Origin of the sequence: Kosakonia sp. SOY2, from assembly GCF_027109175.1 — a bacterium.
Taxonomy (GTDB): Bacteria; Pseudomonadota; Gammaproteobacteria; order Enterobacterales; family Enterobacteriaceae; genus Kosakonia.
Genome location: NZ_JAPVXH010000005.1, coordinates 73,324 through 93,903, shown reverse-complemented (window position 1 = coordinate 93,903; position 20,580 = coordinate 73,324). Strand labels below are relative to the sequence as shown.

Sequence of the window (20,580 nt, the reverse complement as noted above, 5' to 3'; positions counted from 1 at the left end):
GCGCCAGCACATTTATTTTGCTCGCTTTTTGCACAATTCATTTAATGCGTGATCTATCGCGCAAATAGTAAACAAAGCTGGCAAAGGCCCTACAATTAACGTTCTTGTGACATATTATTAACATCTTACAAGGAGAGCAATCGCCATGAGCCAAATACATAAACACGATATTCCCGCCAATATTGCGGAACGTTGCCTGATAAATCCGGAGCAGTATGAGGCCAAATACCAGCAATCGGTAACTGACCCTGACACATTCTGGGGCGAGCAAGGCAAAATCCTCGACTGGATCAAGCCTTATAAGAAGGTGAAAAACACCTCCTTCGCGCCAGGCAATATTTCCATTAAATGGTATGAAGACGGCACGCTGAACCTGGCAGCCAACTGCCTCGACCGCCACCTCGCCGAACGCGGCGATCAAACGGCCATTATCTGGGAAGGTGATGACGCCAGCCAGAGCAAACTCATCACCTACCGTGAACTGCACCGCGATGTCTGCCGCTTCGCCAATGTGCTGGTGTCGCTCGGTATTAAGAAAGGCGATGTTGTCGCCATCTATATGCCAATGGTGCCGGAAGCCGCTGTGGCAATGCTCGCCTGTGCGCGTATTGGCGCGGTGCATTCGGTCATTTTCGGCGGCTTCTCGCCGGAAGCGGTCGCCGGACGCATTATTGACTCCAGCTCACGGCTGGTGATCACCGCCGATGAAGGTGTGCGTGCCGGGCGCAACATTCCGCTGAAGAAAAACGTTGATGACGCGCTGAAAAACCCGAACGTCAGCAGCGTCGAGCATGTCGTGGTATTCAAACGCACCGGCGGCAACATCGACTGGCAGGAAGGGCGCGATCTGTGGTGGAACGAGCTGACCGACAAGGCCAGCGACCAGCACCAGCCGGTAGAAGTGAATGCAGAAGATCCGCTGTTTATCCTTTATACCTCCGGCTCCACCGGGAAACCGAAAGGCGTGCTGCACACCACCGGCGGCTACCTGGTCTATGCCGCGTCAACCTTTAAATATGTCTTCGATTATCATCAGGGCGATGTCTACTGGTGTACTGCCGACGTCGGTTGGGTAACCGGGCACAGCTACCTGCTGTACGGGCCGCTGGCCTGCGGCGCCATCACGCTGATGTTTGAGGGCGTACCGAACTGGCCGACCCCGGCGCGCATGAGCCAGGTGGTGGACAAACATAACGTGAATATCCTCTATACCGCGCCAACCGCCATTCGCGCGCTGATGGCGGAAGGGGATAAAGCGATTGATGGCACCAGCCGGTCTTCGCTGCGGATCCTCGGTTCCGTCGGCGAGCCGATTAACCCGGAAGCATGGGAGTGGTACTGGTCAAAAATCGGTAACGGTAAATGCCCGGTCATGGATACCTGGTGGCAGACGGAAACCGGCGGCTTTATGATCACCCCGCTTCCCGGCGCAACCCAGTTGAAAGCCGGTTCCGCCACGCGCCCGTTCTTCGGCGTGCAGCCTGCGCTGGTGGATAACGAAGGTAACGCGCTCGATGGCGCGACCGAGGGCAACCTGGTGATCACCGACTCCTGGCCGGGCCAGGCGCGGACGCTGTTTGGCGATCACGAACGCTTTGAGCAGACCTATTTTTCTACCTTCAAAAATATGTACTTCAGCGGTGACGGCGCGCGTCGTGACGAAGATGGCTACTACTGGATCACCGGTCGCGTGGATGACGTGCTGAACGTCTCCGGTCACCGTCTGGGAACGGCAGAGATTGAATCGGCGCTGGTATCACACCCCAAAATCGCCGAAGCGGCGGTCGTCGGCATTCCACACAACATTAAAGGCCAGGCCATTTACGCTTACGTCACGCTCAACCACGGTGAAGAGCCGTCGCCGGAGCTGTACACCGAAGTGCGAAATTGGGTGCGTAAAGAGATTGGCCCGCTGGCGACGCCGGACGTGCTGCACTGGACAGACTCACTGCCAAAAACCCGCTCCGGCAAAATCATGCGCCGTATTCTGCGCAAAATCGCCGCTGGCGATACCAGCAATCTCGGCGATACCTCAACGCTCGCCGATCCTGGCGTAGTGGAAAAACTGCTCGAAGAGAAGCAGGCCATTACCATGCCATCGTAATAATCGTAAAACCCTGCCGGATAGCGGCGCGAAAGCGTGTTATCCGGCGGCAAACGCAACCATAACGCTCTCCTTCCAAGGAGAGGAAACAACCACCTCACCCTACAATTCCTAATGGATTTCGTGTTGCAGGAAAGCGGCAAACGCGCATATCCCAGGCGCAACGATAACGATGTGACTGGGGCGGGCGCGTGCGGCCAACTGACCGGCAGCGCGCAAGACAACGGGGAGACCTCTGGAGAATTCTGTGATGAATAACATTTATCAACAGATAGAAAACAGTGCGCATTTCAGGGAGTTAGTCGAAAGACGGCAACGGTTTGCCTTTATGCTTTCCATCATCATGCTGATTATCTACGTCGGCTTTATTTTGCTGATCGCGTTTGCCCCGCACTGGCTCGGTACGCCCTTGCATGAAGGCACCAGCGTCACGCGCGGTATTCCGATTGGTATCGGTGTGATTGTGATTTCGTTTGTGCTGACCGGCGTGTACGTCTGGCGGGCAAACGGCGAGTTTGATCGTCTGACCAAAGCGGTTCTGAGCGAGGTAAAAGCATCATGAAGAGAGTCCTGACGGCGCTGGCCGCCACACTTCCTTTTACGGCTCACGCCGCCGATGCCATCACCGGCGAGGTACAACGCCAGCCGACCAACTGGCAGGCGATCATTATGTTCGTCATTTTCGTCGCGCTGACTTTGTACATCACCTACTGGGCATCCAAACGGGTGCGTTCGCGCAGCGATTACTACACCGCCGGCGGTAATATCACCGGTTTTCAGAACGGCCTGGCAATAGCGGGTGACTTTATGTCAGCAGCCTCGTTCCTGGGGATTTCCGCGCTGGTGTACACCTCCGGCTACGATGGCCTGATCTACTCGCTCGGCTTCCTCGTCGGCTGGCCGATCATTCTGTTCTTAATCGCCGAACGCTTGCGCAACCTGGGGCGTTACACCTTTGCTGATGTGGCCTCTTATCGCCTGAAACAAGGCCCAATCCGCACCCTTTCCGCCTGCGGTTCGCTGGTGGTTGTCGCGCTGTATTTGATTGCGCAAATGGTCGGCGCGGGCAAATTAATTGAGCTGCTGTTTGGCCTGAATTATCACGTCGCCGTGGTGTTGGTTGGCGTGCTGATGGTGCTGTATGTGCTGTTCGGCGGCATGCTCGCCACCACCTGGGTACAGATCATCAAAGCGGTGCTGTTACTGTTCGGCGCGAGTTTTATGGCCTTTATGGTAATGAAACACGTCGGTTTCAGCTTCAATAACTTGTTCACGGAAGCGATGGCTGTCCACCCGAAAGGGGTGGCAATCATGAGCCCTGGCGGGCTGGTGAAAGATCCGATCTCCGCCCTGTCGCTCGGGCTTGGGTTGATGTTCGGCACCGCCGGTTTACCGCATATTCTGATGCGTTTCTTCACCGTCAGCGACGCGCGCGAAGCGCGTAAAAGCGTGTTCTACGCCACCGGGTTTATGGGTTACTTCTACATTCTGACCTTTATCATCGGTTTCGGCGCCATCATGCTGGTGGGCGCAAACCCGGCGTTTAAAGACGCGGCGGGCGCGCTGATTGGCGGCAACAATATGGCGGCAGTGCATCTGGCAGATGCGGTTGGTGGCAACCTGTTCTTAGGCTTTATCTCCGCCGTGGCGTTCGCCACCATTCTGGCGGTGGTCGCCGGGTTAACGCTCGCGGGTGCCTCTGCGGTTTCCCACGATCTCTACGCCAACGTGTTCCGCAAAGGCGCGACCGAACGCCAGGAGCTGAAAGTGTCGAAAATCACCGTGTTGATACTGGGGATTGTCGCCATTCTGCTCGGCATCCTGTTCGAAAAACAGAACATCGCGTTCATGGTTGGGCTGGCCTTCTCGATCGCCGCCAGCTGTAACTTCCCCATCATTTTGCTCTCGATGTACTGGTCGAAGCTGACCACGCGCGGTGCGATGATTGGCGGCTGGCTGGGTCTGTTGACGGCAGTTGTCCTGATGATCCTCGGCCCGACAATTTGGGTGCAGATCCTTGGTCACGCCGCACCGGTGTTCCCGTATGAGTACCCGGCGCTGTTCTCCATTGCCGTGGCGTTTATCGGTATCTGGATCTTCTCCGCCACCGACAACACCGAAGCCGGCAAACTGGAGCGCGAGCAGTTCCGTGCGCAGTTTATCCGTTCGCAAACCGGGATCGGTATCGAGCAGGGCCGCGCTCATTAACCCTCCGCCCCGGTCAGTAATGGCCGGGGATCACACTTTCCCGCCTTTTCGCTACCCCTCTCCCACCAGCGCGCTACAGTAACCTCAGCTTATTGAAACAATGTTTTTAATACATCAGCACGTTAATTCATTTATGACTGAAGAGGGTGTGATGAAAAAATATGCTTTAGTGGGAACCGGTGGGCGCGCCGGGCTGTATATTTCTGCCATTGGCGGGCAGTGGAAAGAGAATGCCCGCATGGTGGCGTTTTGCGACAGCAACCAGACGCGCATGGATTACGCCAACCAGCTGTTACAAAACGAAGACGCGCAGCCCGTTTCCACGTGGAAAGCGGCGCAGTTTGAGGCGATGATCCGCGAAACCCGGCCAGACATTGTTATTGTCACCACCATGGACAGAACCCATGACGACTACATTGTGCGGGCGTTACACGCAGGCTGCGATGTGATCACCGAAGAGCCGATGACCATCGACGAGCAGCGCGCGCTGCGTATTCTCGATGCCATTGAGCAGACCGGCAAAACCGTGCGCGTGGCGTTTAATTATCGCTATGCGCCGCACCACAGTAAGGTGCGCGAGTTACTGATGAACAACACCATCGGTGACGTTTATTCAGTACATTTCGAATGGTTGTTGAATACCGAACACGGCGCCGATTATTTCCGTCGCTGGCACCGGGAAAAACGCAACAGCGGCGGGCTGCTGGTGCATAAATCGACCCACCATTTTGATCTGATGAACTTCTGGCTCAACAGCTACCCGCAGCGGGTGTATGCCGAAGGCGGGCTGCGTTTTTATGGCAAAGAGAACGCCGAAAAACGCGGCGTTAGCCAATTTTACCCGCGCACGCACGGCTATGCCGCCGCTCACGATGATCCTTTCGCGCTGCATATGGTGGACAATCCGCAATTAAAAGCGCTTTATCTCGACGCGGAACATGAAGATAACTACTGGCGCGACCAGAGCGTGTTCAGCGATGGCATCACCATCGAAGATACGTTGTCAGTGCTGGTGAAATACCAGAACCAGTGCCAGCTCACTTATTCGCTAAATACTTATCTACCGTGGGAAGGGCTAAACGTGATGTTTAACGGCAGCCAGGGGCGGCTGGAGATGAAAATCGTCGAGAAATCCTACGTCAACGCCGGCGGCGAGCGCGCCAGTGAAGGCAGCCTTGAATCCTGCGACATCACCGTGTTTCCGATGTTTGCCGCACCGTGGAAAGCGGATTTTATCCTTGGCGAAGGCGGCCACGGCGGCGGCGATAACGCCATGCTGGCGGACTTGTTTGGCACGCCGGGCAATGACCCGCTGAAACGCGCCGCCGATCACCGCGCAGGTGCGATGTCGATTCTGACCGGCATTGCCGGGAACATTTCTATGCAGCAGCAACGCCCGGTTAACTTTAACGAGTTCGAACTGATAGCTAGGCTGAAAAAGCACTGACCTTCCGGCTCCCCGTTGCCAGGCGGGGAGCTAAAACATCACGCTGGCGATCAGCGGCGCTGCCAGCACCATCAATACGCCAGAAAGCATCATCACCAGACTTGCGACCACGCCCTCCTGCTGCCCCAGTTCATAAGAACGTGCGGTGCCCGCGCCGTGCGAGGCCGCGCCAAAACCGGCCCCTTTCGCCACGCCTTCGCGAATTGATAAGCGCAGAAACAGCACATCGCCAACCGCCATGCCAAATACGCCAGTGACCACTACAAACAGCGCCACCAGATCCGGCTGGCCACCAATCGGCCCGGCGGCCGCCAGCGCAAAAGGCGTGGTGATTGAACGCACCGCGAGGCTGCGCTGGATCTCATCCGGCAACGTAAACAACCGCGCCAGCCAGACCGAACTGGTTACCGCCACCACCGAAGCGGTGATCACACCCGCTGATAGCGACATCCAGTGACGGCGAATAATCGCCAGGTTGTCATACACCGGCACGGCGAAAGCGATGGTCGCGGGCCCCAACAGCCACATCAGCCAGTGGGATTCACCAATGTAGTCCTGCCAGGAGATATGGCCGAACACCAGCATTAACACCAACAGTAGCGGCGTGAATACCAGTGGCATCAGCGGCAATTTACGAAAACGGCGGTAGAGCCGTTTATTGAGGAAATAGCACACCAGCGTCATCGCCAGGCACAGCAGGCTTAAAGCGACATCACTCATTTTTTCAGCCTGCTGAGTTCAAAGCGGTAGACTTTATCCACCACCCAGGCGGTAGCACCGAGCACCAACAGCGTGCTCAAACCGATCACCATAAAAATGCGCCAGCCTTCCACCATCAACAGTTGCGCGTAATTAACCACGGCGACCACCGCAGGCACGAAGAACAGCAACATTTCCGCCAGCAGCCAATGCGCGCCGGCGCGCACCCAATTGAGCGGGATCACCCGACAAAGTATTAACCCCAGCAGCAGTATCATGCCTACCAGATTGGCGGGAAGCGGCAGATGCAGCCATTGAACCAGGTATTGCGCAAAGATAAACAGCCCGGCATAAAGCAATACCTGAAGCGGAACCTGTAAACGACGCACAAGGGCAGGCGTAACACGGCTTAACGCCACGTCCATAACGATTTTCCATCAAATAAGCAGGCGGCCAGTATAGAGAGCCCCAATGCGCTACTGAAATGAATTAAACTCATCGCATACATAGTTCTAAGGAATAATTATGGACATCAGAACGCTGCGCTATTTTGTGGAGGTGGTACGTCAGCAAAGTTTCACCCGCGCGGCGGAGCGCCTGTTTGTGACGCAACCGACCATCAGTAAGATGTTGAAAAATCTCGAAGACGAGCTGAACTGCACGCTGCTTATTCGTGACGGGCGCAAACTTTTACTCACCGATACCGGCCGCGTGGTGTATGAGCGCGGCATCGCCATCCTCGCGGAGTTTCGCCAGTTAGAAACCGAACTTGGCGACATCAATCACCTGAACAAAGGGATTTTGCGCCTCGGCATTCCGCCGATGGTCGGCATGCTGATGGCCGGGCCAATCAACCTCTTCAGCCAGCGCTATCCCGGTGTGGAACTGAAGATTGCCGAGTTTGGCGGTCTGACCGTACAGCAAGCCGTGAGCAACGGTGAACTGGATGTGGCGATGACGGCGCTACCGGTCGAAGAAGAGAGTGGCCTGGCTACCCTGCCGCTGTTCAGCCATGCAATGTGCGTGCTGGTGCCGCGCTCCGGCAGTTGGCTTGCGCGTGAAGTCGTGACGCCGGAGGAACTCGCCGGGCATCCGCTGCTGATCTACAACGAAGATTTCGCCTTAAGCCGCCAGCTCATGCTGCTGTTTCAACAACATGGCGTGAAGCCGCGTATCGCCGTGCGCAGCGGTCAGTGGGATTTTCTCGCTGCGATGGTACAAGCGGGCGTGGGTATTGCCATTCTGCCGGAGCCGGTCTGCCAGCGGCTGGATAAAACCACGCTGCGCTGGATCCCGCTGCAGAGCGACCTGCGCTGGGAGTTAGGAATGATTTGGCGCGAAGGGGTTTATCTTTCCCGCAGTGCGCAGGCGTGGCTGCAATGTTGTAAAGGGTTCTGGCTTGATGATAAAAGCGAGTAGCGGGGTTAACTGGCCGGGCAGCGCATAAACGGCGGCCCGGCGCAGGGTTTACTTATGCTCTAACAGCAGCGCTTCCAGCAGGTCGAGATCGTGCAGCAGTTTTTGCAGCGTCTCGTTACTGATCTGCCGGGTTGCGCGCAGATGGTAAAGCTCGGCGCGCTCTGAGCGCAGTGCCGCCAGGCGGAAACGGCGCTCCAGATTCTCTTCCTGCAGGGAACTCTCAACGTTATTGCGTCCGTCTGCACGGCGGCGCAGGTTACCGATCACCCGCGAACTCACCTCCGTGAGTAACTGGTTATCAATGTTCTCTTCGGTGTCTGCCGCCAGCCGCTCTTCCATCTTCTGAATCGCGACAATCGCCACGTCTGCCGTTGCTGCGCGCGCCATCCGCTCCTCTTTGTACTGCTGCGCGTGGTCGCGTACTTCAACATGCTGCAACAATGCAGGCAGCGCGATTACGCCAACAAACAGCGAGAACAGGATCACCCCGGCGGCGAGGAACACCAGTTCATAGCGCGCTGGAAAGACATCGCCACTCGGCAACAACAGCGGAATGGAGAGCACACCGGCAAGCGTTATCGCCCCGCGCACCCCGGCAAAAGTGGCGATCAGCAGCTCGCGGTCGCTCCACGAGGCGAACTCCATGGGTTTTTTCACCAGGAAACGCTGGCTGAATCTCTTCATCGTCCACAGCCAGCCAAAACGTACCAGCATCAGCGCGGCGTAAATCAGCACAATATCGGTAAACAACATCCAGGTTTCGACATTTGGATCGGCTTCTGCCGCCACCAGCGAAGACTCCAGAATGCCTGGCAACTGTAAGCCTAACAGCAAGAACACCATGCCGTTAAAGACGAACTCCAGCATCGCCCAGGTGCTGTTGGCGCGCAGACGCATGGCCAGCGGCGCGGTGCGCATCACGCCGGAACGGGTGATGGTCATCCCCGCCGCGACCGCCGCAAGAATGCCGGAAAAGCCGATGTGTTCCGCAATCAAATAGGAGGCGAACGGCAGCAGAAACAGCAGCACGATTTGCGTTGCCGGTTCATCGCCGCCCCAGCGGCTGAGAAAACGCAGCGAGCGGCCATACAACCAGCTGACCACAAACCCGGCCAGCAGACCGCCAATCGCCACTTTGAAAAATTCGAACGTCGCGCCGCCCACGGTGAACACCATGGTGCCCATCACTACCGCCACGGCGAATTTCAGCGACACCAGACCCGAAGCGTCGTTCATCAGCGCCTCGCCCTGCAAAATACCCATAATTTTCTTCGGAATGCGCCCTTCCCCGACAATGCCGGAAAGCGCTACGGCATCGGTTGGCGACAGCACTGCCGCCAGCGCAAAGGCGGGCACCAGCGGAATGCCAGGCACCATCCAGTAAATTAAGAAACCGATCCCGACCACGGTGACCACCACCAGCGCCAGCGCCAGGCCAAAGATTTCGCGGCCATGCTCAAGGAACTCGCGCGTGGGCGTTTTCCAGCCGTCGGCGAAGAGCAGCGGCGGAATAAACAAAACCAGGAACAGTTCCGGGTCGAACTCCACATGCAGGCCAAAGGTGGGAAAGGCCAGCAGTGCGCCGATGGCGATCTGCATCAGCGGAAGCGGGATTTGAAATGGAAGAACACGAGTCACGACGCCAGAAAGCGAGACGACAAGGGTCATGATGAGAATGGTAAAAAATATTTCCATGCGTTCCCTGTTTGCGATGTGTTGTTATAAAGGCCTCAGACCTTGATGCCAGAGCCTTCAGCTTAACGCAAAGAAACCGGGCTGTGGGCAAAAAAATGGGCAACCGAAGTTGCCCATTGTGTAAAGGTTTATGCTCAACGCCCTCTGTCCACAGGAAGAGGAAAAGCGGTGTCAGATCGCCCAGCCGCCCGCATAGAAAGCCACCAGCGCGATGGCAATCACCACGGTGCCGATATTCAATTTGCGCCACTCACCGGATACCACGCGGCCAATTACCAGCGAAGCAAAACCGATCATGATGCCGGTTACGATGTTGCAGGTCAGCACGATAAACACGGCTGTAATCAGCCCCGCCATCGCGTCGACGAAGTCGGCAAAATCGATTTTCGCCACGTTACTCAGCATCAGCAGACCAACGTACATCAGCGCCGGTGCCGTGGCATAAGCCGGGACCAGGTAAGAGAGCGGAGAGAGGAACAGGATCAGCAGGAACAATACGCCCACGGTGATCGCCGTCAGGCCGGTTTTACCGCCTGCCGCCGTACCCGCCGCAGATTCGATATACACTGCTGCCGGTGCCGCACCCACCAGGCCTGAGAAGACGCTGCTCAGGGAGTCGGTGGTCAGCGCTTTGCCGCCATCGATAATCTGGCCGTCTTTGCCCAGCAAGTTTGCCTGGCCCGCTACCGCACGGATAGTGCCGGTGGCGTCAAATACCGCTGTCATCACCAGCGCCAGCACGCTTGGCAGCACCACCGGGTTCAGCGCGCCGACGATATCCAGGCTGCCGATCAGCGAGTTGCCTTTGTCATCGCTGAGCGACGGCATGGCGAAAATGCCAGAAAAATGTACGTTCGGGTCGAAAATCAGCCCCACAATCGACACGCCGATAATGGTCAGCAGAATGCCGCCCGGCACTTTCAGTTTTTCCAGGCCGATGATCACCGCCAGACCAATCAGCGACATGATCACCGGGAAGCTGGCAAAGTGGCCGAGAGTCACCGGCAGGCCGTCCAGCGGGTTCTTAATAACCAGACCCACGCCGTTGGCGGCGATCAGCAGCAGAAACAGGCCAATACCGATACCGGTGCCATGCGCAACGCCCTGCGGCAGGTTGCGCAGGATCCAGCTACGGATGCCGGTGGCAGAGATAACGGTAAACAGCACACCCATCAGGAACACCGCGCCAAGGGCGACCGGTACGCTGATATGCTGGCCCAGCACCAGGCTGAACGCGGTAAAGGCGGTCAGAGAGATAGCGCAACCGATAGCCAGCGGCAGATTCGCCCACAGGCCCATCACGATGGAGCCGACACCGGCTACCAGGCAGGTGGCGACAAACACAGCCGCCGGTGGGAAACCGGCTTTACCCAGCATGCCAGGTACGACGATGACCGAATAGACCATCGCCAGGAAGGTGGTTAAACCGGCAACGATTTCCTGACGAACCGTGCTGCCACGGGCAGAAATTTTAAACAGTGCGTCAAGCGAACCGCCGGTACGCGCAGAAGGCGTAGACATAGAAACATCCCCTGAGAATTTTATTGTGCGTTGGCATGCGTGGTGGACAGTCCACTGCCGGTTAAACGTCATCTCCCTGGGCTGCGTTGTGACAAAGGGTCACAAAAAAGCAAACGTTTAACTCCGCGCATACAACGGTTGGTCAAAAAAAGGCAAACGATTATCCAGCGTTTATATGGCGCTTTTCAACTGAACTTTGCCGCTTTTCGCTAAATTTCGCGCGAAGCGGCGAAGAAGTGGGCGTCAGATGCGCAAACGTTATCGTCGGTGCGCAACTTTGCAACATTTGCCGATCATTTTTAGCTGCCAGGCAGATCAAATGGCCCACCCTGCACAATGGCGCGCTGCCATGCCGGACGCATCTCGACCCGTTTTTTCCACGCACGTAAGTTGGGCAAATCCTCCAAGCCACCGCGAGCCAGCAGCGCAAACACCGGGAAACTCATCTGAATATCGGCCATGCTCAGCTGATCTCCTGCAAACCAGCTTTTCTGCGCCAGTTCGCCTTCAATAAAGCGCGCATGGTTTTCAATTTGCTGTTTCAGGAACGCTTTATCGACACCCTTCGCGAGGAGTTTGCCAACACTGCGAATCCCGAACGGCACCGGGGGTTTGCCCAGGCTGCTCATCACCAGTTTCATTAATAGTACGGGCATGAGCGAACCTTCGGCATAGTGCAGCCAGAAGCGGTAATCCAGCTTCTGTTTCGTCTCCTGCGGTTTAAAGCGCTGCTGTGGATCGTAGGTTTCCTGCAAATATTCGAGGATCGCCCCGGATTCGGCGAGGATCAGCCCGTCATCTTCCACCACCGGTGACTTGCCGAGCGGGTGCACTTTTTTCAGGGATTCCGGCGCCAGCATCGTTTTTTCTCGCTGGTAACGGACAATTTGATACGGCACGCCCAATTCTTCCAAAGCCCAGAGCACACGCTGGGAGCGAGACTGATTAAGGTGATGCACCGTAAGCATATTTTTCTCCAGAGAATTCATACACATTAACTATAGAAAACCCGCACTTGCAGCGGTGAAAAAAAAGACAAAAATAATTGCTCAAAAAAGTAGCAATTATGCCGCTGTGGCCTACACTAAAAGTGTCAGCACAACCCGGAACCTCCAACATACTGAGGGGTGCTGGTGTCGGGGGAAACCCTCCCGTAACTGAGCGGGATAGAGAGAAAGACAAAGACCGGAAAACGACTAAAGCGCCCCAACGGGCGCTTTAGTTTTTTGTACGTTTCAGTCGTCTTCCAGCAAGCGCGCGCCGGTGCCCTGCTGCCCAAGTTGGTCGCCGGGGTTACGCAGCGGACAATCGCTACGCGACAAACAGCCACAGCCGATGCAACCATCCAGCTCATCACGTAAGGCCACCAGCGTATGGATGCGCCTGTCCAGCTCTTCACGCCACTGTGACGACAGCTGTTTCCACTCTTTCTTGCTTAATGTATGCCCTTCCGGCAACACACCAAACGCGTCACCAATGGTCGCCAGCGGAATACCAATGCGCTGGGCAATCTTGATGATCGCCACATAGCGCAGCACATCACGCGTATAGCGCCGTTGATTGCCGGTATTACGGGTACTTTTGATTAAGCCTTTGCTCTCATAAAAGTGCAGCGCAGAGACGGCAACCCCGCTGCGCTTCGCCACTTCACCGGGGCTGAGTAAGGCTTTAATACGTGGCGTTTTCTTTTCCATAAAACCTCTTTACCTCAAGTTAACTTGAGGAATTATACTCGCTTCCAGACAAAACGACGAATCGGGAAAAGAGGAAGCCATATGTCCCATCAGCAAATTATTCAGACACTTATTGAATGGATTGATGAACATATCGACCAACCAATGAACATTGATGTAGTCGCCAGAAAGTCAGGTTATTCGAAATGGTATTTACAGAGGATGTTCCGCACCGTGATGCATCAAACGCTGGGTGACTACATTCGCCAGCGCCGTTTACTGCTGGCAGCGGAAGCGCTGCGAACCACGCAGCGGCCTATTTTTGATATCGCGATGGATTTGGGATATGTCTCGCAACAAACATTTTCGCGCGTCTTTCGCCGGGAGTTTGATCGCACACCCAGCGATTACCGACACCAGGCCTGATGAGTTATCACTTTAACGAAGGCGGCTGCTGTACCCAGCGTTTAAATTCCTGTGACGGCAGCGCCTTTGCAAAGTGCCACCCCTGACAGAACTGCACACCGCGTTTTAACAACCACGTGACCTGCTCCGCCGTCTCGACCCCTTCTGCAATAATCTTCAGACGCAGGCTCTGCGCCATCTCAATAATGTGTTCAGCAATCAAATGGCTGGTGCTGTTCGTCGTTAGCGTATCAATAAAAGATTTGTCGATTTTCAGGATATCGACATTCAGCGAGTACAGGTTGTGCAAATTAGAATAACCAGTACCGAAATCATCAATCGCCACTTCGTAACCCGCCTGGCGAAACGCCTGAATAACCGGCGTGGTTTTCGGCACATCAATAAACCCGCGCTCGGTCACTTCAATCTTAATCTGCTCGGCGCGTACCGCATGCATCTTGGCTTTATTGGCAATCAATGAAATCAGGCGCGAGGAGTGAAAATCGGAGGCGGAGAGGTTAATTGAAATATAAAGTTGCGGCACCATTGCCAGGAAATCGCCCAGATCGCTGAACAATTCGTCGACGACATAATCGGTAATACGTTCAATCATGCCCTCTTTTTCTGCCAGCGGAATAAACTCCGCCGGGCTCATGACCGGTCCATTAAACCCCGGCCAGCGCAACAACGCTTCCGCACCAACGCAGGTGCCATTTTTGATATCGATAATAGGTTGGTAATGAAGGCGAAGCTGGCGTCGGGTTAACGCCCGGTGGAGCATACGGCGTGGAGAGTTAAACTCCTGCCGTGTTCGCGACCATATTAATAGCAGAATAACGCTACCAATCACGCCCAGCGGCAGCGTTAAAGTGGCCTGGTGATAAAACGCCTGAAAATAGTGGTCACTCGATGTCGAAACAATAATCGCGATCGGACGATTCTCCGAACGCGCAATGGTATAAAAGCGCTGATCCTGCTGGAATGTTAAATCGTCGGTGCGTAACAGCGTAGCTAACTTACTAAGGTGGGCATTCTGGCTGACGGAAAAAAACTGGTGCGTAACGGTGTCGTAAATACCGTAAGCCAGATCAGGATTGTCTGATGCCACATCGCTGTAAGTGAGCGGATTAATCACCGCGACATAATTTCCGCGCTGCATGTACACCATCTTGTAGCCTGCGTAAAAAGGCGTATCACGATAGTAATAAATAGCGATATCGGGCGCGCGTTTATAATCCGCTGGTGAAATAGCATACGATTGCGTGGGCGTTATTACGCTCGAACATAAAAAGTGGTCGCCACGGGCATAAATTAAATCCGAAACATACATACTGCTGCGGACGATATTGAGCATGGCCGCGCGATGTTCCGGCGCACAAATTTGTCCGTGGTATTTTTCCGCGGCGCTGCGAACCGTATCCACTTGCTGGATAACGCGCTCCGTTTTATTTAGCGCTAATTGGGCAAACGATTGAAGCTGGGCACTCGTTTCTTTCACCGCACGAATATGCGCAAACCATAGCGACAACATCAGCGGCAGAAGAACTACCGTGATGAGCACGACGACGCTGAGCATCTTGCGACGCACGCTATGATTCATGTCCGCCTATATCCATGCATTTAAAGCGCCTTTTTAATGTTTGGCAGGATGCTTTGATAAACAGGTGATTACGTTGCATGAATCAAACGACATTAGCAACTGACTTTTCTCATTAAAAACCTAATATTTGGTTATGACCGAAACAGGCGACCATAAAGCAAACTCAGAGTGTGCCCAATGTTTATATTAAGGAAAATATTAATCCATTCGCATGGGGGTGTTTTAACTTAATACAACAGAGTATCGCTGATTAAGCTAAACTGGCCGCAGGATAAAAAAAAGGCACGCCATTCGCGTATTTTTTCATCTGTCGTTGCGAAGTCTTCATAATTTCTTCTTTATTTATAAAAAAGCGCCAACCACCACGGTTTGACTGCGCCCTGCGCGTTTCGCATCGTACAGGGCGTTATCCGCAAGCGTAAGTAAAACTGAAGTATCGGACTCTTCACCGGTGACGAATACTAAACCAGCGCTAAAGGATAAGGCTATCTTTTCACCATTGCTAAACAATGGATTTCGCGCCAGTGACGCGCGGATTTTTTGGCTAAAACGCAGCGCCATTTTACTGTGGGTATGCGGCATTAAAATCAGAAATTCCTCACCGCCTAAACGACCAAAAATATACGACGGATCGCAATGTTCACGGATCTGATCGCAAAAATGAATCAGTGCGGCGTCGCCTGTTAAATGCCCCCAGCGATCATTGATATTTTTAAAATAATCAAGATCCAGCATCAGCAGACTAAAGTGGCTGCGCGGCTCGTCCGGGCGACAGGCCACCAGCGCCTCTTTTAACTTCCGCAACATAGAAAAACGATTATAACAGCCGGTCAGATCGTCAATGGTGGCTTTCATTTCCAGCTGCCGCTCCGCTTTTTTACGCTCGGTAATATCAAGCCCAATACTCAGCACGGAGTGATCCGGCAGTTGAATATTTGACCAGAGTACCGTCAGCACCTGGCCATCACGTCGTACCGGGTGCCATTCATGCATGTCGACGGCCGGCGATGTATTAACCGAAGCGCGAACTTTTTGCCGTACCTCGGGATCGGGGAAAAATAACGCTAATGGATCGGCCTGCTGATTGAGCTCATTCATGCTCCAGCCAAATACGCGTTCGCACTCACCATTCCATAATATGCAGCGATTGCTTTTATCAAACGAGTTCATTAAAACCGGAGCGCGTTCAAATAACGCTTTATATTGCGTCACAATACGCTGCATCTCTTTCGCCGTGCGTTCCCGGGCGACAATTTCAGCAAGATAATTTTTTAGTTTTTCGACCAAAACAATAACGACATTTTTCACGATGGATAAAGAGTGCAAGGACTGCGAAAATGCCAAAAAGAAATAACCTTCGACTCCAGACTCTTTATAATTCAATTTACACAAAATACCGCTGCGTAATTTTCTGGCCGCTATTTCATGATGCGGAAATAATAAATCACCGGCATGTCGCCGCCAGCAAATGACTCGCCAGGCGCGCTGATGTCGTTGCAGTTGAGACTGCTCAAGAAAGATTTGTACATCCTGCAACGTGCAGCCCGGCGACCCTGAGCTGACGAGCTGCCACGCGTCGTCCTGCCGGATAACCACCCACGCAAGCGTGGATCCAAGTGCTGCATTGATCGCGCGTAATATCTCTTCCATTGAGCGTTGCGCAGTGAGCCAGGGCATCAGCCTGGCCAGAACCGACAACGCCGCATCAGCGTCCTCAGGCGGCACGGCGGAATTTTCTATTTTCATATTTTTTCATTCGCAGGTTATAAGACGCGAAACCAGCTTAAAATGATGTCATCAGGAAAAAAGAAGAGGCGGCCATCAATTCAGTTAGCGCAACTGCGCGCACAAATATCTTCCTCACGCATACAGGACGTGATGAAAAAGAATATATCGATAAAGATCAAAACCCTGAATCATCATTCACAGGCTAATAAGATTATCCTCAAAAGCATAATATATGCGACACAACCTGTAAACGTTGTGGCAATTAGGATGCTAAATATCACTCAAATGTATTAGATGAAAAAAACATTCATTCCCGTGCACACATAAATACATTGGCGATATATTTTCGGATAAAACACAACCAACACGATGCAAAAAGCACGCTTTTTGTACTGGCGAATAAATCAACAAATGTGATATAGTTCACACATTCCTGAAACGGGGAACGCCGTTTCAATTCGTTGTGTTATTCGCGGATCTTCAGCATTGCCACTCGCGCAACGTGCTTGTCCGCCCGGTATTCGGTCTTTCTGAGGATGGTTTGATGGCTACCTTTACCGCCAGCGTCGTGCTTCTCCGCTGGCAGTTACTGAGTGCAGTGTTGATGTTTATGGCCAGTACGCTGAACATTCGCTTCCGTCGTGCTGATTATATTGGCCTGGCAGTGATCAGCAGCGGCATGGGCTTAGCGGCGGCATGCTGGTTCGCTACCGGTTTGTTGGGCATTACGGCGATAGATCTCTCCACGACCTGGCACAACCTGCTCGTCGTGATGGAAGAGATCGCGCAAAAAGCGCCACCCGAGTGGCCGATGATCGTAACGTGATTGCTTAAAGCGCCTGCGGGCGCTTTTTTATTTCCTCTGGGGGGCATTTTTCTACGCTACGCCCTTTCGCATAAATATAAACACCGGATCTGCGCCAGCGGCCGATCTTTACTGCATTGGCATAATCGCTCACCGGTGCGTAAATCGGTACACATCTATTTGATTTAATAGAGGGATCGGGCGGATAAGCCGTCTTATTGCCAGCCAGGGGTGGTAAACGGGAATACACACTCGCCGAAGCAGGACGTAAAAATACAAATGCCCACCAGGACTCAGCTTCGCGGGCATCTGCGCTTTCACTTCAGCACAACGATTGTTTTATTCAAGAATACGGGTTTCCCACGGTCGCCAGAGCGGGTGGAATTTCTGCGGTTGGTAATGCGTCGTTTCGCGCTTGCCAAAATAGAACAGCGCGTCCATCTCATTTTTTATCACGACCATATTTGAACCGTCCGCATGCCCGCCAACGGTGACCGAACCGTGATAACCTTTTACCGGCACGCCGGTGTAATTCGCCAGTTTTTGTGCGAAAGAATCAATGCCGCCTTCCGCCCCGTGACAACTTAAGCAACGGATGTTTTTAAACCTCACATCGCCCGCCAGTTCCAGTGTATCCAGCGCCACATCAAACGGCCCTTTGATACCACCAGCGACCTGCAGGCCGGTCGTGCTGTCACCGTTTGGTGTAAAAATGCCATGACCAATGATATTCAGCCGCGGCTCGCCCTTGTAGCTGTCGGTGAAAAACATATACATATTCGGATCATTTAAGGGGCCATCGCGACGCACAATATTGATTTCACCGGATAATGTCACCCTCCCCATCTCTTTCTCACCCACATCCGCGCCAACTTTAGCAATATCAGCGAATTGTTTGATGTTGAGTTTTGACGACGCCATGGCCTCGGAAAAATTTTTTCCTCCCGCTTGCGGTAATGAAACATGTAATACGTCCGGGCCAGAGGCGTCAGGTATGGCGTGGCTTAACGGCTTACTGCCGGAAACGTTCGCTTCCGTAGCTGGATTTAATGGCCTTGCCATCGCCATTTTCGACTCCGCAATAGCGACGTTGATTTCACCGTGCGGGCCTTTAGCAGTGCCAGAAGGTCGTTCAGCAAGCCGCGCCGCGCCGGCACCGGGAAGCGCTCGCACTCCGCCCGGGAATTCCGGCAGCGGCCCGCCCAATACCGCGCCCAGGAAAATCTCCTGCAAACTTTCGCCCAGCGTGGGCAACGGTATCTTGCCTTCATCTTTGGGGACATGGGAAATATCGGCCTGTTTGTCACCGGTTCGCCACGCATAATGCCGCTGCTGAAACGCCTGAAAAGACTCCTTTGCGGGCGTATAGGCAGGCTCCAGCTGAACCGCTCTGAGTGTTTTGTCTTCGTAAGGGGAAATATCATAAGGTTTAAATACATCAATCGCTGCCGGGCCTTTGATATCCATACTTTCTCCTCCGACTGTTGCCGTCTTGTTTTGGCTGGTAGCGTCGCGCCACAGCTACCTATTAAGTGGCCCGGCACACGCCTTTTTGTGACGTCGTCAGATAATTATTTCCCCAGTTTCGACAGCATCTCCGGGCGCATAAATTTATGGATAACCAGCATAAACAGCACCGATGGCACCAGCAGGATCAGCGCGGTAATGGATGACACCTGGTAGTTGCCCGACATACTGGCGGTATAGAGCAAAATGGGCAGCGTGGTGATATCCGGTGCGCCAACAAAAAAGGTGGCGGTAAACTCATCCAGCGATTCCAGGAAGACAAAAATGCTGGCGGCAATCAGCCCGGGCGCGGCCTGCGGCAAAATAATATGGAAGAAGGTGTATACCGGCCCGGCGCCAAGGTTGCGCGAGGCGCGCGCCAGCAGCGGATCGAGTGAAGAGAACGCCGCCACGCTTATCCAGATCGAATACATCAAGCCGTGCACGCTGTGCACCAGCACCACGCCCGCCACCGTACCGTTCAGTCCCCACTGATAAAACAGCCGCGCCACGTTCATATACACCGTCAGGTTAGGAAACGCCTGCGGGATGAGAAACAGCAGCATAAAGAAGGCGCGACACGGCATGGTTCGGTGCGACAATGCGTAACCCGCCGGAACAGAAATCAGCAGGCAAACCAGCACCGACAGCACGGCGATCAGCACGCTAATGGAGAGCGATCCCGAGACATCGCTGTAAGGGCTAAACACCTGGCTCCAGTATTTCAATCCCCACTGGCTCGGCAAGGTGTGCGGGAAAAACCAGCTTTCCGCCACCGTCCAGATAAGCAGATTCAGCAGCGGGCCAAACAGCGCCAGTACCAGAAAAGTGAGCAACAGAGTTTGCAGCAGAAAACTGCCGCGGAGTTTTTGTCGAAACGTGGTCATTACTGCGCTCCTTTCGCATGCAGGCTGTGGCGTAAATAGAACCAGGAGAGCGCCGCGCAAATCAGATAGGAGATCACGCCCATCGCATTCGCCACCGGGTAATCGCCGTACGAGTTAACGCGAAACGCCATATCGACGGTCATCATGGTTGGCGTGCCGGTGCCAATCATCAGCGGCACGGAAAGCACCGACATCATCGTCACCGTGGAGAGCACCATCGCCACGCCAATCGTCGGCAGCACCTGCGGCAAAATGATGTCGAACAGGATGCGTAAACGCGACGCGCCGAGGTTTTTCGCCGCCAGAATATGCGACGGCTCCACCGCCGACATCGCGCCGCAAATCAGTAACGTCGAGAACGCCATCTGCTTCCAGACAAAGGTAATAATGATCCCGCTCCAGCCCAGCAGCGAGGTGGTGTCCATTGGCGTTAATAGCCCGCTCGCCACCAGCACATTGTTCATCAGCCCGTTTTTGGCGAGGAAGGTGCGCATCATCTGCGCGGTAACAATAAAGGGAATAAACAGCGGCAGGCGGTACAAAAACGCCAGCGCTTTCACGATGCCGCGAAACGGCGACAGCACGATAATGGCGGAAATTGTTATCGACAGCAGCGCCAGAATCACCAGTGAAACCAGCACGATAAGCACGGTAAAGAGAATATCGTTCGAGTAAAGCGCAAAGACTTTATCAAAGTGCGCCAGCGTGAAAGGCTGCGTATCGCTGGTAAACGCGGAAATCAGCGAAAAACCCAGCGGCCAGAGGAAAAAGACGGCGATCAGCAGCGTGGCCGGGCCTACCAGTAAGCAGTATTTAAAGGCGTGTCGCATGGTGAACCTGAATAATCACAGCAAAAAAATGCCCGGGCGAAATGCCCAGGCAT

The 20,580-nt window shown here is 54.1% G+C and carries 18 protein-coding genes; 7 read left to right on the top strand and 11 right to left on the bottom strand.

All coding sequences use genetic code 11. The annotated features are described in order from the left end of the window. Positions 1-145 precede the first annotated feature (145 nt). From acs to O3S68_RS20525, 4 genes are all read left to right on the top strand, one after another. Positions 146-2,104, top strand: coding sequence for an acetate--CoA ligase (acs, locus tag O3S68_RS20540; RefSeq protein ID WP_269232361.1), 1,959 nt, complete (start codon positions 146-148; stop codon positions 2,102-2,104). A gap of 247 nt (positions 2,105-2,351) precedes the next feature. Continuing rightward, positions 2,352-2,666, top strand: coding sequence for a DUF485 domain-containing protein (locus O3S68_RS20535; protein ID WP_170956342.1), 315 nt, complete (start codon positions 2,352-2,354; stop codon positions 2,664-2,666). After that, complete coding sequence (actP, locus tag O3S68_RS20530) at positions 2,663-4,312, top strand: cation/acetate symporter ActP (protein ID WP_045511824.1); 1,650 nt, start codon at positions 2,663-2,665, stop codon at positions 4,310-4,312. Before O3S68_RS20535 ends, actP begins: the two co-directional genes overlap by 4 nt. A 151-nt stretch (positions 4,313-4,463) precedes the next feature. Beyond that, positions 4,464-5,759: a Gfo/Idh/MocA family protein gene (locus O3S68_RS20525; protein ID WP_269232360.1), complete on the top strand. Its 1,296-nt coding sequence runs from the start codon at positions 4,464-4,466 to the stop codon at positions 5,757-5,759. A gap of 30 nt (positions 5,760-5,789) precedes the next feature. Here O3S68_RS20525 and O3S68_RS20520 read toward each other — a convergent pair whose 3' ends face one another. After that, positions 5,790-6,479, bottom strand: coding sequence for an LrgB family protein (locus O3S68_RS20520; RefSeq protein WP_269232359.1), 690 nt, complete (start codon positions 6,477-6,479; stop codon positions 5,790-5,792). Continuing rightward, positions 6,476-6,883, bottom strand: coding sequence for a CidA/LrgA family protein (locus O3S68_RS20515; RefSeq protein WP_020456158.1), 408 nt, complete (start codon positions 6,881-6,883; stop codon positions 6,476-6,478). The genes O3S68_RS20520 and O3S68_RS20515 overlap by 4 nt, the downstream gene beginning before the upstream one ends. 100 nt (positions 6,884-6,983) lie before the next feature. Between O3S68_RS20515 and O3S68_RS20510 the strand changes: the two genes are divergently transcribed. Continuing rightward, on the top strand, positions 6,984-7,877 hold the full coding sequence (locus tag O3S68_RS20510; RefSeq protein ID WP_045511818.1) for a LysR family transcriptional regulator: 894 nt from the start codon (positions 6,984-6,986) through the stop codon (positions 7,875-7,877). A gap of 48 nt (positions 7,878-7,925) precedes the next feature. On the opposite strand, the gene O3S68_RS20505 is transcribed toward O3S68_RS20510, so the two are convergent. The 4 genes from O3S68_RS20505 to soxR all read right to left on the bottom strand — a co-directional run bounded on the left by O3S68_RS20505 (position 7,926) and on the right by soxR (position 12,787). Continuing rightward, a complete protein-coding gene (locus O3S68_RS20505) occupies positions 7,926-9,572 on the bottom strand; it encodes a Na+/H+ antiporter (protein ID WP_020456156.1) in 1,647 nt (548 codons plus the stop codon). 171 nt (positions 9,573-9,743) lie between these two features. Further along, positions 9,744-11,093, bottom strand: a complete 1,350-nt coding sequence (gene ghxP, locus O3S68_RS20500; protein ID WP_017459481.1) for a guanine/hypoxanthine transporter GhxP — start codon at positions 11,091-11,093, stop codon at positions 9,744-9,746. 299 nt (positions 11,094-11,392) lie between these two features. Continuing rightward, the gene (locus O3S68_RS20495) at positions 11,393-12,061 is read right to left on the bottom strand and encodes a glutathione S-transferase family protein (protein ID WP_269232358.1); all 669 of its coding nucleotides are present in this window, start codon (positions 12,059-12,061) and stop codon (positions 11,393-11,395) included. Positions 12,062-12,328: 267 nt separating this feature from the next. Next, entirely contained in the window at positions 12,329-12,787 is a 459-nt protein-coding gene (soxR, locus tag O3S68_RS20490; protein WP_017459479.1) for a redox-sensitive transcriptional activator SoxR, read from the bottom strand. Between the two features lie 81 nt (positions 12,788-12,868). Between soxR and soxS the strand changes: the two genes are divergently transcribed. After that, positions 12,869-13,192, top strand: a complete 324-nt coding sequence (soxS, locus tag O3S68_RS20485) for a superoxide response transcriptional regulator SoxS (RefSeq protein WP_017459478.1) — start codon at positions 12,869-12,871, stop codon at positions 13,190-13,192. A gap of 7 nt (positions 13,193-13,199) precedes the next feature. Here soxS and O3S68_RS20480 read toward each other — a convergent pair whose 3' ends face one another. Further along, positions 13,200-14,771, bottom strand: a complete 1,572-nt coding sequence (locus O3S68_RS20480; protein WP_269232357.1) for an EAL domain-containing protein — start codon at positions 14,769-14,771, stop codon at positions 13,200-13,202. Positions 14,772-15,113: 342 nt separating this feature from the next. Continuing rightward, positions 15,114-16,517 carry a GGDEF domain-containing protein gene (locus O3S68_RS20475; protein ID WP_269232356.1) on the bottom strand — a complete coding sequence of 468 codons (1,404 nt, stop codon included), beginning with the start codon at positions 16,515-16,517 and terminating at the stop codon, positions 15,114-15,116. A gap of 526 nt (positions 16,518-17,043) precedes the next feature. Here O3S68_RS20475 and O3S68_RS20470 point away from each other — a divergent pair. After that, entirely contained in the window at positions 17,044-17,325 is a 282-nt protein-coding gene (locus O3S68_RS20470) for a YjcB family protein (RefSeq protein WP_045511800.1), read from the top strand. Between the two features lie 318 nt (positions 17,326-17,643). Here O3S68_RS20470 and O3S68_RS20465 read toward each other — a convergent pair whose 3' ends face one another. From O3S68_RS20465 to O3S68_RS20455, 3 genes are all read right to left on the bottom strand, one after another. After that, positions 17,644-18,771 (bottom strand): hypothetical protein, encoded by a 1,128-nt coding sequence (locus tag O3S68_RS20465; RefSeq protein WP_269232355.1) that lies wholly within the window; start codon positions 18,769-18,771, stop codon positions 17,644-17,646. 104 nt (positions 18,772-18,875) lie between these two features. Next, entirely contained in the window at positions 18,876-19,697 is an 822-nt protein-coding gene (locus tag O3S68_RS20460) for an ABC transporter permease (protein WP_020456149.1), read from the bottom strand. Further along, positions 19,697-20,527, bottom strand: coding sequence for an ABC transporter permease (locus tag O3S68_RS20455; RefSeq protein ID WP_045511793.1), 831 nt, complete (start codon positions 20,525-20,527; stop codon positions 19,697-19,699). Before O3S68_RS20455 ends, O3S68_RS20460 begins: the two co-directional genes overlap by 1 nt. Positions 20,528-20,580: the final 53 nt, after the last annotated feature.

What these genes read in the sequence shown, in the direction of transcription:
- acs (WP_269232361.1), top strand. Translation starts at nt 146, where the DNA reads ATGAGCCAAATACATAAACACGATATTCCCGCCAATATTGCGGAACGT.
- actP (WP_045511824.1), top strand. Translation starts at nt 2,663, where the DNA reads ATGAAGAGAGTCCTGACGGCGCTGGCCGCCACACTTCCTTTTACGGCT.
- O3S68_RS20525 (WP_269232360.1), top strand. Translation starts at nt 4,464, where the DNA reads ATGAAAAAATATGCTTTAGTGGGAACCGGTGGGCGCGCCGGGCTGTAT.
- O3S68_RS20520 (WP_269232359.1), bottom strand. Translation starts at nt 6,479, where the DNA reads ATGAGTGATGTCGCTTTAAGCCTGCTGTGCCTGGCGATGACGCTGGTG.
- O3S68_RS20515 (WP_020456158.1), bottom strand. Translation starts at nt 6,883, where the DNA reads ATGGACGTGGCGTTAAGCCGTGTTACGCCTGCCCTTGTGCGTCGTTTA.
- O3S68_RS20510 (WP_045511818.1), top strand. Translation starts at nt 6,984, where the DNA reads ATGGACATCAGAACGCTGCGCTATTTTGTGGAGGTGGTACGTCAGCAA.
- O3S68_RS20505 (WP_020456156.1), bottom strand. Translation starts at nt 9,572, where the DNA reads ATGGAAATATTTTTTACCATTCTCATCATGACCCTTGTCGTCTCGCTT.
- ghxP (WP_017459481.1), bottom strand. Translation starts at nt 11,093, where the DNA reads ATGTCTACGCCTTCTGCGCGTACCGGCGGTTCGCTTGACGCACTGTTT.
- O3S68_RS20495 (WP_269232358.1), bottom strand. Translation starts at nt 12,061, where the DNA reads ATGCTTACGGTGCATCACCTTAATCAGTCTCGCTCCCAGCGTGTGCTC.
- soxR (WP_017459479.1), bottom strand. Translation starts at nt 12,787, where the DNA reads ATGGAAAAGAAAACGCCACGTATTAAAGCCTTACTCAGCCCCGGTGAA.
- soxS (WP_017459478.1), top strand. Translation starts at nt 12,869, where the DNA reads ATGTCCCATCAGCAAATTATTCAGACACTTATTGAATGGATTGATGAA.
- O3S68_RS20480 (WP_269232357.1), bottom strand. Translation starts at nt 14,771, where the DNA reads ATGAATCATAGCGTGCGTCGCAAGATGCTCAGCGTCGTCGTGCTCATC.
- O3S68_RS20475 (WP_269232356.1), bottom strand. Translation starts at nt 16,517, where the DNA reads ATGAAAATAGAAAATTCCGCCGTGCCGCCTGAGGACGCTGATGCGGCG.
- O3S68_RS20470 (WP_045511800.1), top strand. Translation starts at nt 17,044, where the DNA reads ATGGCTACCTTTACCGCCAGCGTCGTGCTTCTCCGCTGGCAGTTACTG.
- O3S68_RS20465 (WP_269232355.1), bottom strand. Translation starts at nt 18,771, where the DNA reads ATGGATATCAAAGGCCCGGCAGCGATTGATGTATTTAAACCTTATGAT.
- O3S68_RS20460 (WP_020456149.1), bottom strand. Translation starts at nt 19,697, where the DNA reads ATGACCACGTTTCGACAAAAACTCCGCGGCAGTTTTCTGCTGCAAACT.
- O3S68_RS20455 (WP_045511793.1), bottom strand. Translation starts at nt 20,527, where the DNA reads ATGCGACACGCCTTTAAATACTGCTTACTGGTAGGCCCGGCCACGCTG.